The following is a 15,745-nucleotide window of genomic DNA, read 5'->3' as shown; positions in this document are numbered from 1 at the left end:
TAATCTCTCTGGCATAATCCCATCCCGTCATTTTTCAGCACTTAATTAACCAGATTATATTAATAATCCATAAATTAGGACATGCAGAAGACAATCAGGGTTATCTCTTTGGAATCAGATATCTCCATCATATGCCCGTACCGCAGGAACGTACTCCCTCATCTTCTGGCACAGAGATACGGTTTATCCACACCGCAGACCTTCACCTTGGGACACCCTTTACCGGAATATCTAAATTCAGCCCTGAATTCGGAAAAATACTTGCAGATGCAACGTACCAGGCATTTGAAGAGATTGTGTCCCTTGCCATCAGAGAAAATGTCAGTTTCCTCATCATATCGGGGGACATCTACGATAGTGAAGAACATAGAATATATGGCCAGCTTTTCGTCAGAAAACAACTTCAGCGTCTTTCGGACGTAGGAATCAGAGCATACATTGTCTTTGGAAACCATGACCCGCTGAACGGATGGTCAAACCATATCAGATGGCCGGAAGGGGTGCATATCATGTCGGGAAAAACACCGGAAGTGGTATATTTCCCATCAGATGTCGACAGGCGAGCAGCAATTGTCGGGATGAGTTTCGCCCGGAAGGTAATTTCAGAAAACCTTGCGGAACTGTTTCCCCAAAAGAAACAGGACTGGCCACTAACAATAGGGATGTTGCACTGTACTGCGGGTGCAGGAAACGGACATGAACCATATGCCCCCTGTTCCATGCAGGATCTTACCGGAACCGGGTATGATTACTGGGCCCTTGGTCACATTCATACCCCTGTTGTTCTCCGGGAGAATAATCCTGCAATAATTTATTCCGGAAATCCTCAGGGACGCGATTTCGGAGAGTGTGGCCCACGTGGATGTTATCTGGTCACCCTTTCCGGAAGCGGAAAAGGGGATCATGAATTTGTTGAAACCTGCCAAATCCGGTGGGAAGATCATGAGATATCAATTGTTGGAATGGAAGACACCGACACCCTGATAACAGCGATAGAGGATGCCATTGCTGACATACGAGAAAATTCAGCGGGAAAAGGGACTATCTGCCGATTCACACTGACCGGGAGAGGGGCGGTTCATACCGTCCTCGCAAGGGACAATGCAACAGAAGATATTCTCGAGGCGGTGAGAGAGGGAGAGTGCCCGTCACCCGGTTTTGTCCTTATTGATAGACTCATCGACAGGACAGAACATCCGGTTGACAGGGAAAGTGTTGCATGCCGGACAGACATTGTGGGGGACATCATCCAGATATCTGACCTCCTGATGCAGGAAGGAGATTCCAACATCATACGAGGGGAACTCTCAGAACTCTACAACAACGCCCGTTTTAAGCGTTATCTGAACGAACTCACGGATGATGACATAGAAGCGCTCGTCCGTGAAGCAGAGACATACCTTCTGGATCAGTTTGTAGGAGATGATGGGGAATGAAAATCAGGGACATTCACATTGACGGATTCGGTATCTTCCACAACCGTTCACTCTCAGATATATCCCCACACCTCACCATCATTCTCGGGGACAATGAGTCGGGAAAATCCACCCTTCTTGCATTCATCCGCCGTGTGCTCTTCGGGTTCCCATCAAAACGAAAAGGGGGCAACCACTATGAACCACTCAATGGTGGCGAACAGGGGGGGAGAATTGGAGTAACAACCGATTCCAATAGGGATTATGAGATAATCAGGTATGAGAAAAAAAGCAAAGGCCTCTTAATTCAGGATAAAGAAGGTGTATCTGCCGGAAATGCACTAACTGTTGTTGCAGGAGGGGCTGATCAGGCATTCTTTGAGAATGTCTTTGCATTTGGGTTGGGTGAACTGGAATCCTTTGACACGCTCTCTGATGATGCAGTCCAAAACCGTCTCATGAGCGCCGGCGCCGGTGTAACAAAGATACCGGTTCCTGAAGTGCAGAAACTGCTTGATAAGCACATTGAAGGATATTACAAAAAGGGAACCAGGAAACCCCGGGTTCCTGATATTCTCAAACAAATCTCGGATAATGAAGGAACACTCAGTACGATTTCTGAGACACAGGATGAATATGATTCTCTCAGCACAGAACTGGAAGAGATTGAGGCGAATACAGGGCGCCTTATCACAGAAAAACAGGGAATGGAACGGACTCTTCACCGGAATGAAAATATCATTCATATCTGGGACGAATGGGTCACCTTTGAAGAGACTGAGGAAATACTCACATCATTAGATGTGCCTGAATCATTTCCGGACGATGGCATTCAACAGCTGCATATGATTGATGCCGAAATCGGACATGCAGAGGATAGGCAGAGAGAACTTGTCCGACGCCTTGAAGAAGAAGTTTCTGAAGCAGAGAACATCACCATCGATGACCGATTATTCTACGAACAGGACCGGATCAGAGCACTTGAAAAAAAACTCACCCTATGGGAAGCAGACCACGCCTCACTCCCGGAGATTAATGCTGACCTTACCGTGTCAGAGAAGGCATGTACTGAACTATTGAAGTCCATAGACCCCCGGTGGACAACAGAAACATTGCTCTCGTTTGATGCATCCCTTCCAGCACAACACAAGGTACTCCAATACCAGAAACAACTGGAAGATATCTCAAAACAGAAAGCAGTGCTCAGCACAGAGCTAAACCAGTATGAATCATTAGTCAGTTCTGAAAAAGATGCCATAGAACGACGTTCAGGTGAACTGCCAGACGGAATGTCCGCTCTCTCTGAAGATAAACTGCAGGCACAGGAACACGCCCTTGTTGAACTTACCGAAGCACTCCCGGCCCTTGAGCAGAAGAAGAAAGATCTCTCATCCCTTCAGGAAGAAGCAGCGAAACGGACAGAGGCATTCAGGGAACAGGCAGCACTCTCAAAAGTAACCCTTCCCACATGGCCGGGATACCTGATGGCAGGTGCGGCAATTGTCGGCCTTGGTATCGGATATGTCACAGATGCCCTTCTTCTGGGTGCCATCTTCTGCGCAGTACTCGGCATATCCACATTGGTGTACCTGAAGGCTGCCAGTGTCGCATCACAGAAGTCACCTGATTTCCCTGAAGAAGAGACAAATGGTGCAGGCATATCCCACCTGATAGAAGAAAGAAGAGAAGAGATCACAAGCCTGGAAACCACCGCCCACAGGCTGGCAGAAATGTGTGAATTTCAAGGCATTCCCAGCGTCCAGGCAGCATCCAGAAAGAGCATAGAACTCCTTGAACTCCGCAAGGCATTTGAGAGAAAAATGGCAATCACCGGTGAGATTGCGCACCGTCAGCAGATCATATCCGGACTGGAAAATAAAATCAGCGAACTACACGGTAAAATAGGCACAGAAAAGGCAGAAGAAGAGTCTGTTTATGCAGAGTGGCAGGAATGGCTGAATGGAGCAGGACTTGACCTTTCACTATCTCCGTCTTCTGTTGAAAAAATCTTCACCCTGTCCGAACGTGCCAGTGAGAAATATCGCGAAATGCATGCACTTACGACAAAAAAAGAAGGGAAAATTCGTGCAACTGATGAGTTCAATGATGAAGTGACCGCAGCCATCCATGCCTGCGGTATTTCTTCCCGTGGGTCCCCTGAAGCTGATGTGAGTGCCCTCACTGATGCACTGGAGGAACAACTGGCAAAGCGTAGAGCACAGGAAAGCCACAGAAAGGAAATTGGACGACTCCACCGTGAATCCGGGCAGGAAGATGAGTTAATTGCAGCGAAAAGAGAGGGCAGAAGAGACCTCCTGAGAAGTAGCCATGCGGATACACGGGAAGAATTCCTGAAACATGCAGAAACAACAAAGATTCACAAAGAATGTATGAGACGACGTACTGAGGCAGAACACCGTCTGAAGGTCGCAGCAGATAATCCTGCAGTGTATGATGCGTTTCTTGAGGAGCTCAGGCAGACCGGTCTTCATGAACTGGAAGATATGAATGCCACTATTTCACCCAGAATTATCGAAATTGAAAATGAAATTAACATCTTGCAGCAAAGACATGGGAGTGTTGCCCAACGCCTCAATGGCATGGAAAATGAAGATGAAGCAGTCCTCCTTCGCATGAACATAGCAGCACTGACAGGTGACCTGAATGATGCATCACGTGAGTGGGCAAAACTGGTGATTGCCCGGATTATGCTTAGAAAAGGTATTGAAAAATATGAAAAAGAACGCCAGCCGGCAGTGTTCAAAGAAGCCGAACGGTATTTCCAGTCGGTCACCGGGGGGAGGTATATCCGCGTCATCCAACCGATTGGTTCAGACAAAATTCTTGTTGAAGACCAGAAAGGCATGCGCATTCCCGCTGCTCTTCTCTCCCGCGGGACAGCAGAACAACTATATCTCTCACTGCGATTTGGATATATCACAGAATACGGGAACCATGATGAACATCTGCCAGCAGTCTTTGACGATATTCTTGTGAACTTTGATCCGGAAAGACGGCAGAGGAGCTGTGAGGCCATTGCAGAACTATCCAATAAAAATCAGGTGATCTTTTTTACCTGCCACCCGGATACAGCACAGATGCTGCAGTCTGCACGGCCGGATGCACGGTTGATAGAGCTTTAAGAAAGAGATTCATCACTATACCATCACAATTTTTTTCTCCACCACTTCACCACCCCAATTCATAACAGGAAGATTAATTCAATAAAAATCAGGACCATATCTCCCACAAATTTAATTAAAATTGGCAAATCATAGATTTTTGGTATAAACACAATCTTCAAGCCACCTCAGTTCACATTGGGAAATGTGATATTATGGGGTTTGATCAGTCCAAATGTATATTTTCTGAGTGCAAAGGGGAATGCCTGACCCGCTGCCCCTACATCTCCTATGATGAAGGAAAAGCAAAAGAAGCTATCCAGACACTCATTGCAGGGGAAACTGCACCGATTCTTTCAGAATGCATCACCTGCGCAGCGTGCAATGACTTCTGCCCACTGGGTGCGAATCCATGGGATCTTATTTCCTGGAGACAGGAACAGACCGGCATTCTGGGAATTCCGGAAGATGCAAAACCATCGAGCGACTGGCTGACAAAGCCGGATCTGGTCATACCCGGGAAAGAGGGCGGCCCTCTCATCTCGATGGGCGGCATCTTTGAAGTGGTTCCACAAACTGAATTTTTAACGGGAAAGATGTTTGCAGACGCAACGCTCATCGGCGGTGGCAAAATTGCCTGCGGATTCACTGAAACACACCTGGGGCGGGCATCCCGCCCTCTGACGTTTCTCCCGGAGTTCATTGCCAACCTGACAAAAGAAGCGGAGAAGTACGGAGTAACCGAGATCATCTTCACCCATGATGCCTGCTATAACGTGGCAACCACCATCGCCATGCGTGAACATATCGATGTGCCTTTCCGGCCAATACATATCCTTGAATACATCCGTAACTGGCTACGCGACAATCCAGAACAGATCACACCGCTCAATCTCAAAGTCGCTGTCCAGGGCGGGTGCACCACCCGGTATGCACCTACAGGAGGCGACCATGAAATCTGGTCGGACTGGCTCGCGGATATCTTCGACCTTATTGGTGTAGAATCCGTGGAGGAGAAGCGAACCTACACCGGCGATGACCGTCTCTGCTGCGGGTCAGCAATCTTTCACAAACAGCATGAACGGGCGATGGACATCCAGCATAAAAATATACAGGATGCCATTCTTGCCGGTGCTGAGCAGTATGTCTTCATCTGCCCCGCCTGTATCTCGATAATGCGGGCCACATGCCGGAAGATGAAACTTGACCCAGTATACATCACGCAACTCGTACGGCAGGCACTGGGAGAAGATCTGGGAAAGGCAGGATCAGCAGGATTTGGCTACCCGGTGAAGTGAGAGTTAAAAGGCAGAAACAGAAGAGAAGAATCACAGAAGAAAACCAGAGACAACGGTGAAAAAAATGGTGAAATTCACAGAAGAAATGATAGAAGGACTCAGGGTCCCTGGAAAAGGGGGAAGTCTGGTATATCTCTGCACATCCAGCCTTGACGGGAAGCCAAACATTGCCGCCATGCGGTTTGTTGCAACCCACATGGATGACAAAATCCTGATCGCTGATATGTTCCTCCTGAAGACAAAGATGAACATCAAGGAGAACCCTGAAGTTGCCCTTGCCATCTGCCACCCACTGGAGGAAGGACGATGGTGGGTTTTCCGCGGAAAAGCGGTTGACATCGAGTACGGATTCCCACGGGACTTTGACTGGTACGGGGCAAATGCAACAGATATTCTCAATGAATGGGGCGACTGGAACAAGTCAGAACCTCCTGATGAAGTCCCCCCTGACATTGTCTTTCCAAAGGCAGCACAACGGGGCGTCGTGGTCATCCACGTCGAAGAGGCGTATTCCATCGAACCGGGCCACGCAGGAGAGAAGATCCTTTAGGAGGCAGGATACAAAATGACCATTAAACTGACAGAACGAATGCAGGCATGGATTGAAGCAATGGGATGCCATCTCTGTGTGGCCACACCACGGGGTGTCCCCTACGTGACACTGGGGAGATATGCCTCCGTCACCGCTGATGATGAAGTAGCCTTTGCCCTTGCACAAGACGAATTTGCCATCATCAGTCCGGCACTGACTGCAAACCCATGGGTTGCCTTCGGTGTCTCAAAACAGGGGGGCATCCGGGCATCCTTCCAGTTCAAAGGAATCGGACGATTCGTCAACGAGGGGCCACTCTTCACCGAAATCGCAGCAGAGGCAAAAGAAGTGCAGGGAATAGACACCTATGCAGTACTCTATGTGAAAGTCAGTGAAATCTACTGCACAAAACCCGGTGCCGAGGCAGGCCAGCGCCTCGATATGATGGACCCGGATGCAGTATGCAACTGGGAAAAAGAGCGTTGGAAGGACATTCCTCACAAAAAAACCAAATGAAGAGTACAAGTATGAACAGTGAAGCAGAAAACACGGACACAATAACAGCACCCGAAGCAGAACACAAAATTCCAAAAAAATTCCCCTGGGTCATCCCTTTTTCTTGTGAAGGATGTGGGGACTGTGTTGAGGCATGTCCCACAGGATCAATTACTCTCGTTGATCTGGGGAAAAAAGTGGACAAGGCCTGGATCACCAGCCCGGAAACCTGCATCGGCTGCGGAAAATGCGCCGCTGCCTGCGTCGTCTGTGCCGTCCAGATGACTGAGTATGTGGAAAAAGCACTCACCCGTTACCGGGAACACCCCACCCCGGAATAACTTTTTTCCCGGAATTTCCCCCCAGACACTGTTCATACTCTATTGAACACCAAATGAGGTCAGAAGCACCTCACTGTTCCGTACACCAAAGTGGCGGACATCGCCTGTTGTGCAGTCATTGATGGTTACCTCTGCAGGAGAGAACGCAAGACGTGAGTCAATACCGAGGAAATCATTCCCAGCGTCCCGAAATAGGGTAAAAAATGGTTTCCCATAATCAGGGGACGTCTGCGACGGCAGGGTTTCAAAGATGGTGTCATACTGTTCTGTGGTGATGCAGACTGACCCGTAATAGATATTGCAGTCATTGGTTGTACCCATTGCTTCCATCATATCTTTTTTCACCGGGGCTATTGGAGAAGAGCCGGCAGCATGACGAATCAGTGAGAGGTCATACCCTGCTTCCTCGAGAGAATGCATGACCATCGTGACAATCCGCCCGGATATCTGCACAGATCCGACGAGGCTTCGTATCGGTGCGACAAGAATCGTCAGGCCGGACGGGTCTATTCCGCATTTTTCTGCGATGTATCTGGCAGTATCAACATCCGGGAGTGTGTCTGCCTCAAGGGCAATGACCCCCTCTTCTGACTCATCCTCATACCCAATCGTGCGATAGGTGCTCTTCGGCTGGAGGGAGAGTGCCCGGCCCGGCCCGGACGCCATCGCACGATATGACGGGGTCTTTATGATCCACCCGGCCTTCTGTGACCCGAGACATGCAATGACCGGGTGCTGAATCGTGAGGTGAAGAAACGGAAACGGAATGCCACCGATGGATTCAACCAATATCTCTGTTGTGGCAAGACCGGCGAGGCAGGCCTGCACGTAGAGTGCACCCGCACGGTAACTGCCCCGCACATCCACTCCACAGTCAATTACCGTGGCACCATTCCCAAGGGTATGTGCCCGGATCTCAAGTGCTTCCTGTGTGGCAAGCATCTCATCAATGACCGGCTGTACTGTTCTGTTAACGCTCACCTTCATTTTTCCATCCACGTAAACCATCATTTGTCTGTTCCTGACGTAAATCCATGGATTGCAACAGCAGATATGAATGATGACAAAACCTTTGCCTGACGTCTCTTTCCTAAGGTTGCAATTGTCCTGATTCGCACATAAAAAAACAGATATTATATCATATTTATACAGAATTATCTTTTATTTCCGGTTTTTTAATGATGAAACCGACGATCAGTATCAGGAGATAGAATATTGTCGCCCATTCTGATGCCATGAAATATGCTGCACCGATGACGATGAGAGAAACCGCAGACGTCAGCAGGCCGCGGCGAATCCCATTGGTGATGGCTGAGTCCGGCACATCAGCAGACAGAAGCCGCCGGCCGTGTGTCGCATAAGCCCAGCTGAGTGTGTACGAAAGGCTGATGAGCATGATATTTCCCGCATAGATGGCAACCGCCAGAGGATATTCGGAAAAGTCATCGTTCAGGTTTGTCGTGAACGGGACAAGCGTAATGAAAAAGAGGCTCACCAGGTTCAGCCAGATATAGATGCTGTCGACATGAGAAATTCTGTTCATCTGCCGGTGGTGTACAATCCAGAATATGGAGAGCAGAAAAAACGAGAGTGCATAATTGAATAACTGGGGGACTGTTTCACTAAGGGAAGGATAAAATGCGCTGCTCTCCACCGACCCTGAATAGAGTCCGGTTCCGATCATCAGTACGGAAAGTGTGAGAACAATCGCATATATGCCGTCAGTAAGGGCTTCAACCCGGTTTTTTTCGAGAAGGTTGGTGAATTTGCTGATATCTGGTCTCTTCATATCTGAGTCCCTTTCATTCCTTGTGTGCCTTTTTATATTGTGTATCCTGCATGATAAGAAACGTGATGATTCACCATCGGCCGTATGACTCTGAGTCCCGGATGCAGCTGCAGCCGGACAGCACAGGTGCGGCCTCTTCCACCAGCAGGAGGCCTTCCCCACTCACCGCATTGAATACCATTTAGTATCAGGATAACTGAAATCAGACCGTGGACTCATTCACTCATGCCTTTGCAATAGCCATCCCTCTCCTTCTTGCAGGAAACGCCATCCTTGTCCCCTTTGCAGTCATAGGTGCAGTAATTCCTGATATTGACGGAATATTCTTTTTTTTCCCGGATAATGAACCGTCTCACTACATATTCACCCACGGTGGCATCACTCACAGTATTGCCGGTGCAGCCTTCCTCTCCTTTGCGGCGTTCATCGCCCTGAAATTCCTTTCCGGCATCTCACGGTTCGGACAATTCTTCCCGGAAGGAGTCACTCTGATAGCAGGTTTCGCCATTCTTGCGGGTGCGATGCTGCACATTTTCCTTGACTACCTTGCCTACCCCGGCATACCACTTATCTGGCCTTTTTCAACAGAGAAATTCACACTTGGCATCTTTCCGGGCCCGTCCCTTCCCATCCTGATTGCAAGCCTTGCCCTTCTTTCCCTCGTTCTTACCGGGCGGGTGGGAATTGGACATTATCAGGCATATATGATCGTATTTCTTGCAATAATCCTTATTTACGCAGGAATTGCTGCATATGCAAACACAGAGACAGAAGGGAGGGCCATTCCCACCATGAATCCCGTTCACTGGATCACCATTGTTGAAACAGACAATTCCTTTGCTGTTCAGCCGTATGACATCCGGCACGGCACAGGCGGGGAAACCCTGTACCGGAAATATACAAATATCACACCAGATGAACTGGCGAGCATCGCCATGCTGCCGGAGGTAAAGCGGCTCTATTACCACTCATATATTGTCACAGCAGAACGCCGTGGAGGCAGTATTTTGCTCCGCGACCCCCTCAGAGAAGAGAAGGTATTCCGTTATCCTCTGGACCATTCGTCACTTGAAATACCGTACCTGAGTCCACTGCCCTGAGAGGGCTGACTTTCTGGACAGCATAAAAAACTCCTGAAAGCTCAGAATGAACCCTTTAAGCTACCCAAAGGGTTTCAAAAAATGATTTTTTCAGTCAAGAATGGCCTAATATATTTCATATTGTCTCATACAATACATCACGACGCCAAAAGGACCTCACAAATCCTGAAAAAAAGAAAATAAGAACGTGAATGTAATCCGGATTATACGTCCAGTACACTTCTTACCGTAACAAAGACCGGACCCCGGACATCAATCTTCTTGTTATTGTCATTGATTGTCCGCATCACATGATTCTCAATTTTTAGATTCACATCAGACGGAATTTTTGCCATCTTTACCTGCACCCGGATGCTTTCCCCGGAACAGGCCGCTTCCTCGATACGTGCTGCAGCAAGGTTTGCCACTGCTTCAAGGTACGAAATGCCGGCAGAAGCACCATTCTCTCTCACCTTGGCAAACTTTTTCGTATCCGGCACACCGAGGATTTTGCCATCTTCGACATAGATGTCATTGAAGACCGCCGGGCCACAGAGACGTGAGTTCTCTTCATCTTCTTCGACAAAGACACGAATCTTTGTCCCACAGCATTCCCCGTCCCATGCCTCAAATGAACAGGGACTCTCTTCCTTTGCATGGACAGTTGCGGCCTTTAAAATTGCCTCTGCCATAAGAATGCCCGGTGTCGTCTTCGGGGTTTCCCGCAGGCCGATGCCTGCTGCAAGGTCTGAATCGGAAAATACCGGAGGGAAAAATTGCGGATGGGTGAGCTGGCGGACATCATCTGCCTGATACTCAATCATTGCAAGACGTTCCACCCCGAACCCGAGGTTCATCACCGGAACACCGACCCCGTATTCAGCAAGAGCAGAGGGGGAGTACATGCCAAATGTGGCAACTTCCACCCAGCCATGCACGGGATGACGGGCATACACTTCGGTCTGGGTGTCAGGAATATAATATTTAGAGCGCTTCTCATCGGGCCGGAATTCGAAGTTCTCAAACCCAAATGCTCCCAGAAGGGCTGCAACAACGGCTTTGCCATCTTCAACGGTCACATGCTCACCTGCAACAATACATGAAGCAGAGTGATAGGTCATCAGGCGGGTCGGCCCCTCCTCCTGTTCCCGCCTAAAACAGCGATCGATGGAAAACTGGCGAATGGGAAGGGGCAGACGGTCCCACATAGCCCCTAAAGAAAGGAACCAGCCGGAAGTCATGTGCGAACGCAGAGTGGTCCGGGAAGACTCCGGCACCAATGCACGGAACTCAGGGAAGACCTCATCCATCATACGCACAACAAGGGCATCGTCACAGTCAAGTACCTTTGCAAGTTCATAGGTGAGTTCATCGCCGTCCACCTCCGCTTTTTTGTATGCATGCAGAGTCTCACGGAGATGCTCTTCTCCCTCTTCACCCAGACTTTTGCCGAGGATTGCCTCAATCTGGGAAATACGTTCCTTCCCTATGCCCACATTCGGACGCGGCAGACCACCAAGATAGAAGACACGGTCAAGAACCGCAGATGCTTCTGGTCCAAACTGGCGGTATACATCTTTTTCATCGATAAAAAGGGGAACCCGTGCTTCATCAAACCCAATCGAGAGATAGGCTTCCCGCAGGCGTGAGATTGTTTCTGCAATTGGGTGGCGGCGGGCAGATTTGTATCTGTACCGCGGGTATTTGTTGTCTGCCCCAACCGGATCCAAAATTTCAGGTCCTTTATTCCATGCATGTTCAAAGTCAGTACGTGCTAATTCCCGGTATTCATCTGGATCAAATTTCATTTTAATCACCGCGTGTAAGACAAACCACCCGGGATACCGGGCTTTCATCATGGACTTCGTAATCACAGTATTTCGTGATTTCGTTTGCAAACGCCGCCACATACTCGTGGGATGGCATATGCGCACGGGTAAGACGGTTACGTGAGTAGCCAAGATACATGTATCCCTTCACCTCAACATAAAGGGGCCCGGCATCCTGAATCAGGCGGGCATACCCCTCCGGGCTGATATCATTGAGCCCTTTTACGACAGTTATGCGTATCGCAGACCGCCTGCTCCCCAAAAGGGAGAGAGTTTCCAATACCTGTTCCCAGGAGTCCTCCATGGGCCGGCAGACACGCTGGTATGTCTCCTCATCAGGACCATCCAGTGAGACATAGGTCTGATACGGACTGCATTTTTTGACCATCTCAGGGCGGGTGCCGTTTGTGACCAGAAACGTGGTGAAACCGGCATCATTCAAAAGGTCAAAGAGACGCGGCAACTGTGAATAAAGCGTGGGTTCACCGGATAGTGAAACTGCTGCCATGTCAGGCGCGAGGGCCTCTTCCCAGAGTTTCGGTTCAATCGCACTGTTTGCAACCGGATTATATCCGGCAAGAGCCTTCTTCTGGAGAGGGTGCAGACGATCCATGATGACCTCCGGAGGGCACTCTTCCTCTTCAACCACTTCATACTCCATAGACCGCCAGCAGAAGAGGCAGCGCTGGTTGCATTTAAGAGTCGGAGTCATCTGGACACAGCGGTGGCTACTAATGCCATAGAACTGTGCCTTGTAACACATATCCCCGCCACGCAGAGTCCGTTTATTCCACATACACGGCTTGAGAGCCGCAGAAGAACGGGGTGAAAAAAACTGATAGCCCTGTTTTATGAGGGCCCTACATGCTTCTGATTGCATCGATACCAAGGGTTTGGAGCACTTCGCTCAGGGTATTCTGTGCCGCCCGGACAAGAGTCAGCCGGGCATCCCGTACTCCCGCCTCTGCCTTGAGGACCGGGTCAGCATGGTAAAACACATTAAAGAGATCCGCAAGGTCACGGGCATATATTGCAAGGTGATGCGGGCGGAGTTCAGCCATCACAGTCTGCAAAACATCAGGGAAGAGGCCGATGTGTTTGGCAAGGGCGATCTCAGATTCTGTGGATAATGTATATGAAGGAGTGAACTCTCCCGCTTTTTCCAGGATGGAACAGGCCCGTGCATGAGAATACTGAATATAAGGGGCACTCTGACGTTCAAAGTCAAGCGCCTGCTTCCAGTCGAATACCGTGCTTTTCTCTTGTGAGACACGGACAATATCATAACGGACCGCCCCGACAGCGACCGATGCAGCAATGGCCCGGCGTTCCTCTTCAGGGAGTTCAGACCGGCGGCTCGTCACCTCATCAAACGCCTTTTTGGTCACCTCATCGAGGAGTTCATCAGCAGAGATGAACTTACCGGCACGGGTACTCATAGAGCCTTCCGGGAGGCTTACAAACTCAAAGAATACTATCTCGGGTGCTTTTTCACCAAGGAGTTTCATTGTCGCCTGCAACTGGGCACCGATTAGTTTGTGGTCAGCTCCCAGCACATCTATGAATCGTTCAAAGTTTTCGCCTTTCCATGCATGATAGGCAAGATCACGGGCAGCATACACACTTGTTCCGTCTGAACGCCGCAGCACATACTCTTTTTCAAACCCAAATTCCGTGAGGTCAACGGTGAGAATATCATTATGGGATGACTCGGGAAGGGCCTCCACCCGGTCAAGAATTTTTACCATCGAACCGTCCTGAACAAATCCTGACTCCCAGACAAACTGGTCGTGGGGACTATTGAGGCGGTTGAGTGTGACCTTTATCCCCTCTGCACAGAGAGATACCGCCCGGCGGAACTTCTCCACTGTTTCGGGATCTCCCTGTTCAATAAGGCCCATGCGCCGGTCGATTTCTTCTTTTATTGAGGGATCTGCCTCAAGGGCACGGTTTGCCGCAACATAAACACGGGCAACATAATGGTCGTCCTTCTCGCCTTGATTCTGTGGAATATCAAGAAAATCAAATCCCCAGGAGACGATTGCAATCTGACGACCCATATCGTTCAGATAATACTGGACATCGATGTCATACCCTGCTTTCCGGAAAACCCGTGAAAGAGTATCTCCAATGACCGAATTTCTGATATGACCCACATGCAGTGGCCCGTTGGGGTTTGCCGAGGTATGTTCTATACAGACCCTGCCCGAAACGTCAGGCAGGCGCCCGTAGTCCGGATGAGACGCCGCTTCAACCACACCTGCAACATACGCATTCCCAAAAACAAAGTTGATATACGGTCCTGTTGTGGAAACAGTGATGCCTGCAGAAGCCAGCTTATCTGATATTGATTTTGTTATATCCCCTGCAATCATCACAGGGCTCTTCTTCTCTGTCTTTGCGAGTGCAAAGGCAACGGTTGACGCAAGGTCAGCATGGTCGCCGCCATCACCAAGGAGCACGTCTGCTACTCCTGTTGCGTCTTTCAGGGCTGTTTCAACAGCCTGGTATGCTTCCTGGTACATTATTAGTATCCTGTCTTGTATCGCAGTATTGCTGCAATCCCGCCAAACGCATTGAAGAGGATTGATCCTTCTTCAAAATCATCGGATATTATCATTACTTTCGTCGAAGTTGAATCAGCAAGTTCAGTCAGTTCATCAATGATGTCGGTCTCTTCCTCAAGGTAGAGGGGTGCAGTGCAGGTAGGGCAATTTCCAAGGGGAATGTCCTTTACAGATTTCCCCGGATCAATCTGCACCGTCTCTTCCTTTTCATAATCACAGCTCTGACACCGGATACGGAGGCGTACATTGCGGAGAGTCTCAGAGAGAAGAAGTGTATCAACCGCACCAATTTCAAGGTTCTTTCTCACAGATTCCTCACCATAAGCGGAAGCACTCTCGTCTTTGATCAGTTCCTTTAAAAACCGGTCCATAACAGACTTCTCCTTCATCACCTCGACACCGCGGAGTGCCTCATGCGCGTTATCTACCAGTTCACTAAGGCCTGACTCATTTGTGTATGACACATCAAAGAGACCGATGACCCGTTTCTGGAGTTCGTGATGGAGGTATCCGCCGCTGGCAAACTCATCTTTTGTGGGCGTGGGACCACCAATAAGGACTCCCTTGAACCGGTTATAGAAGTCCGGTTCTGCCATGAAGACATCAGTCGCCCGGTCAGCGATCTTCTTGTAGAATTCATTGATAGCAATCAGGCGGAGACGCTGGAAACGCATAGCTGACTGACCACCTTTTCGCTGTTTCCCGGGTACTGTGGATGTCACACCGGAAATGGGCTCGATACGGTTTCCGCGCAAAAATCCGAGATACGATTCACGACGGTCGAGAACCAGAAGCCCATAAACTTCCTTCTCCACAAGCATCTGTTCCATCGGCTCAAGTTCAAAGCGCGATGAGCACCGGTACATATAGAGCGGTACGATATCAGGGGGTTCAATGATGGTGCATTCAAGATCTGTACGATCACCGCCGATCTTGATAGCCCCGCAGAAGATGGCAAGGCCCCTCTCCGGTGGCCTATTATAATATTTCAGGCGCGAGAGAATCGAGGAGATGGCACTCTGAACATTTGATCGTGTCTGCTTACTCTTAATATTGGAACACTGCCCAAATTCGTCCCTCAATTGAGATGTGACATCATAAATCTGTTTATCCGGGGGAATGTATATTGTTATCAGTTCGGTTCCGCTGCCCTCTTTCTGCCTCAGCCGTTCGAGGGTCTTTTTAAACTCATAGCGCTTTCGGGCGCTGTCCATCTCCACTTCTTCTGCCATGCTTGGGTATGCCTCCGGGTGGCAAATTGTTACTATAATTCTCTTT

The 15,745-nt window shown here is 49.3% G+C and carries 13 protein-coding genes; 7 read left to right on the top strand and 6 right to left on the bottom strand.

Annotated elements, in window-relative coordinates:
* Positions 1-131 precede the first annotated feature (131 nt).
* The 6 genes from L0665_RS08500 to L0665_RS08475 all read left to right on the top strand — a co-directional run bounded on the left by L0665_RS08500 (position 132) and on the right by L0665_RS08475 (position 7,203).
* On the top strand, positions 132-1,436 hold the full coding sequence (locus L0665_RS08500; protein ID WP_274925258.1) for a metallophosphoesterase family protein: 1,305 nt from the start codon (positions 132-134) through the stop codon (positions 1,434-1,436).
* The gene (locus L0665_RS08495) at positions 1,433-4,558 is read left to right on the top strand and encodes an AAA family ATPase (RefSeq protein ID WP_274925257.1); all 3,126 of its coding nucleotides are present in this window, start codon (positions 1,433-1,435) and stop codon (positions 4,556-4,558) included. Before L0665_RS08500 ends, L0665_RS08495 begins: the two co-directional genes overlap by 4 nt.
* Before the next feature lie 194 nt (positions 4,559-4,752).
* Entirely contained in the window at positions 4,753-5,835 is a 1,083-nt protein-coding gene (locus L0665_RS08490) for a heterodisulfide reductase-related iron-sulfur binding cluster (protein ID WP_274925256.1), read from the top strand.
* 64 nt (positions 5,836-5,899) lie between these two features.
* Entirely contained in the window at positions 5,900-6,385 is a 486-nt protein-coding gene (locus L0665_RS08485) for a pyridoxamine 5'-phosphate oxidase family protein (RefSeq protein ID WP_274925255.1), read from the top strand.
* 15 nt (positions 6,386-6,400) lie between these two features.
* A complete protein-coding gene (locus L0665_RS08480; protein WP_274925254.1) occupies positions 6,401-6,883 on the top strand; it encodes a hypothetical protein in 483 nt (160 codons plus the stop codon).
* Between the two features lie 11 nt (positions 6,884-6,894).
* Positions 6,895-7,203 carry a 4Fe-4S dicluster domain-containing protein gene (locus L0665_RS08475; protein WP_274925253.1) on the top strand — a complete coding sequence of 103 codons (309 nt, stop codon included), beginning with the start codon at positions 6,895-6,897 and terminating at the stop codon, positions 7,201-7,203.
* Between the two features lie 39 nt (positions 7,204-7,242).
* Here the strand turns inward: L0665_RS08475 and mch are convergent, their stop codons facing one another.
* Together mch and L0665_RS08465 are read right to left on the bottom strand one after the other, a co-directional pair.
* Positions 7,243-8,190 (bottom strand): methenyltetrahydromethanopterin cyclohydrolase, encoded by a 948-nt coding sequence (gene mch, locus L0665_RS08470; RefSeq protein WP_274925252.1) that lies wholly within the window; start codon positions 8,188-8,190, stop codon positions 7,243-7,245.
* 157 nt (positions 8,191-8,347) lie between these two features.
* Positions 8,348-8,992, bottom strand: coding sequence for a TMEM175 family protein (locus tag L0665_RS08465; protein WP_274925251.1), 645 nt, complete (start codon positions 8,990-8,992; stop codon positions 8,348-8,350).
* 209 nt (positions 8,993-9,201) lie between these two features.
* Here L0665_RS08465 and L0665_RS08460 point away from each other — a divergent pair, with 209 nt between their 5' ends.
* Positions 9,202-10,092 (top strand): metal-dependent hydrolase, encoded by an 891-nt coding sequence (locus L0665_RS08460; RefSeq protein ID WP_274925250.1) that lies wholly within the window; start codon positions 9,202-9,204, stop codon positions 10,090-10,092.
* A 203-nt stretch (positions 10,093-10,295) separates the two neighbouring features.
* Here L0665_RS08460 and sepS read toward each other — a convergent pair whose 3' ends face one another.
* The 4 genes from sepS to prf1 are packed head-to-tail and all read right to left on the bottom strand — an operon-like array spanning position 10,296 to position 15,699.
* Positions 10,296-11,879: an O-phosphoserine--tRNA ligase gene (sepS, locus tag L0665_RS08455; RefSeq protein WP_274925249.1), complete on the bottom strand. Its 1,584-nt coding sequence runs from the start codon at positions 11,877-11,879 to the stop codon at positions 10,296-10,298.
* A gap of 1 nt (position 11,880) precedes the next feature.
* Positions 11,881-12,780: a 4-demethylwyosine synthase TYW1 gene (gene twy1, locus L0665_RS08450; RefSeq protein WP_274925248.1), complete on the bottom strand. Its 900-nt coding sequence runs from the start codon at positions 12,778-12,780 to the stop codon at positions 11,881-11,883.
* Positions 12,761-14,425, bottom strand: coding sequence for an arginine--tRNA ligase (gene argS / locus L0665_RS08445; RefSeq protein ID WP_274925247.1), 1,665 nt, complete (start codon positions 14,423-14,425; stop codon positions 12,761-12,763). Before argS ends, twy1 begins: the two co-directional genes overlap by 20 nt.
* Before the next feature lie 2 nt (positions 14,426-14,427).
* On the bottom strand, positions 14,428-15,699 hold the full coding sequence (prf1, locus tag L0665_RS08440) for a peptide chain release factor aRF-1 (RefSeq protein ID WP_274925246.1): 1,272 nt from the start codon (positions 15,697-15,699) through the stop codon (positions 14,428-14,430).
* Positions 15,700-15,745 lie beyond the last annotated feature (46 nt).

This window comes from Methanogenium marinum, from assembly GCF_028912405.1.
Classification (GTDB): Archaea; Halobacteriota; Methanomicrobia; order Methanomicrobiales; family Methanomicrobiaceae; genus Methanogenium; species Methanogenium marinum.
Note: the sequence above shows the minus strand (reverse complement) of the source record. Positions and strands in the feature narration are given on the sequence as shown.